The 2,454-nt window shown below is 57.4% G+C and carries 2 protein-coding genes; both read right to left on the bottom strand.

Annotated features, from left to right (window positions below):
* Positions 1-137: 137 nt before the first annotated feature.
* A complete protein-coding gene (locus FS804_RS24595; RefSeq protein WP_144579343.1) occupies positions 138-2,084 on the bottom strand; it encodes a M23 family metallopeptidase in 1,947 nt (648 codons plus the stop codon).
* 162 nt (positions 2,085-2,246) lie between these two features.
* Positions 2,247-2,454: hypothetical protein (locus FS804_RS25100; RefSeq protein WP_210244466.1), on the bottom strand; the 208-nt coding region annotated here is incomplete at its 5' end.

Below are 2,454 nucleotides of genomic sequence, written 5' to 3'. Positions count from 1 at the left end.
GACGCCCAACAAAAATCTCAACCCAACCCAAAAACAAAACCCGCCGAAAAATCGACGGGTTTGTCAGCGGTCTGAGGGCTCCGGAAACGGAGCCCTTTTCGCATGGTCGTTTCTGACGATCTCAGATTTCTCGCGGATTAGCGGCTCGCTACCTGCTTATTTTTCTCATCGATATTCAGCAGATTGTCGATGCGCTTTCTCTCGTCTGAGAATCGCGCCAGAGCCTCACCGGAAAGCGACTTGCCGCCTGGCAGGCGGACTTTCATGGCATCCACCTTGGTGCCGTTGACGATCAACTCGTAATGCAGATGGGCACCGGTAGAAAGCCCGGTCGACCCCACATAACCAATGACCTGCCCCTGCCGCACCTTGGAGCCTTCGGTCACCCCCTTGGCGATGGCGCTCTGGTGGTTATAGGAGGATACATAGCCGTTGGCGTGACGGATCAGCGTCTGGTTGCCGTAACCGGAGGCCCAGCCGGCCTTTTCCACGGTGCCGTTACCCGTCGCGATGATCGGGGTCCCGCGCGGTGCGGCCCAATCGGTGCCGGTATGCATGCGACTGAACTTCAGGACGGGGTGGCGGCGCATGCCGAAACCTGATGTCATGCGGCCGTTCGGGACGGGGTTGCGCAACAGGAACTGGCGGATGCTTTTGCCGTTCTCATCGAAATAATCGATGCTGTTGTCATCCGAATTCTGGAACCGGTAAAACCGGGTCTCGTTGTCGCCGAATTTGGCGTTGACGTAGAGTAGCTCGGATTTGTCCGTCGCCATGCCGTTCGCGTCTTCTACGGAAAAGAAGGCCTCGAGCGTATCGGTTGGCTTAAGCTGCGCCTGAAAATCAACGCTGCTGGCAAGAAGCTTGATAAGTTGGGAAACCATGCTCTGGTTCATGCCATAAGCGAGCGCCGCCCGGTAAACGCCATCATAGACACTGGGCAGGTCGCGGCCAGCGGCCGGGGCAGGCGTGCTGTCGAAGGCGCTTGCAACTGCATCCAGCTTGGGCGGCTCGCTTGCCTTGATGAACCGCTGGTGGTCATCGATCGCCATGGTGACCATGTGGCGGCCCTTGCGGTATAGGCTCACGCGCACGATATCGCTTTTCTCGTCTTCCTGGATAATGCCGACGCGCAGCACGTCGCCACTCTCGACATTGTTCGACTGTATTTCCGGCGAGAGCAGTCCGGCGATTTCGGAGGATTGCGCCTTCGAGTAACCGGCGCCAAAGAGTGCGGCTTCGATCGTCTCCGTCTGGCGGGCAGGGATGACGTCGTCGGCATATTCCTTGCTGGGTACAGAGGGTGATTGCGGCGTCGATACAGACATGTTCTGCTCGACAACGCGCGCGGCAAGACCGGCGGTAATATCGACATCGCCGTCATCATTATCGAAACGGCGCGGGTCGATGTAATACAGCGCCGCCACCTGCTCGTTGCCGTCGGTCAGGATGGAGCCGTTGGATCGCACGGCCTCTTCGACTTCATCGAAGCTCAGTGAACCCGCAAAAGCATATTTCGAATGCTGAACGGGAAAGGCGACGGTTTTCAGGCTGACTTCGGATTCCACTTCGGAGCCGTAGATCGTGCCGGTGCGGCTTGCCGCCGGGGCGGGCGCGTCCTTGTCGTCGTTGCTGGCAAAGATGTTCAGCGGATCAAAGGCGGGATAGTCTTCCTGCTTGGTGTAGTTGGACGCCAGCGGGATCTTGACGTGAGAAAAGGGGACCTTGCGGACAACTTCCTTGTCACCCTCGTTAATGACTGTCGAAACTTCCATGATCGACCGGTCGGAGGGACGGGCGGCAATGTTGGGCGCAACAAGGCGCGTACCACGACGGGCAGCTTCCGCCCCGCTATTACCCATATCCGCCTTGGCGAAGGCTTCGGCGGGAATGGCAAGCTGCTGGCGACCGTCAAGAGCGGCAAACAAAGCGACGCCCATTAATATGGAAGAGGTTATGCCGGTGAGAAATGTGCCGGAGAGCCAGCGCAGCGAAATCTCGCGGCGATCGGGTGCACGGCGTCCTTCCGCCAAAATTGGCGGTTCCGTGCCTAGCGACCGGATCACGTTGCGATCCGCAGTCATACCAGCTGTGCCCCGTCGGTCATACGCTCTCCAGAAACTCCAGGCGAAGGTGTGCAACTTTCAAAGCCATGAGTCAAATTGCTCGACACACGCAGGATAGATCGCAACACCTCTATAGGGACGCGCGCGGCACCCTTCTCTTAACGCTTCGTTAGGAAGCAATTAGCGAGGAACCGGGCTAAAAGAAGGCGCAAGGGTGGCCATGCTTCCGTTGAACACGTTCTGCTGTGCAAAACGGTCGCTGTTTGGGCGTAGTTTCGGGTCTATCGGTCCGCGGTCGCGAAAATCTATAATAAAATCAATAGGAAGACGGATTTCTCGATTTTTTCGAATTTGGTGTGTTGACTTGTTTGGTGTGGTTCTCCTATAA

This window comes from Agrobacterium sp. DE0009, from assembly GCF_007680755.1.
GTDB classification, from domain to species: domain Bacteria; phylum Pseudomonadota; class Alphaproteobacteria; order Rhizobiales; family Rhizobiaceae; genus Agrobacterium; species Agrobacterium tumefaciens_B.
This window is presented reverse-complemented; position numbering and strand designations above follow the sequence as displayed.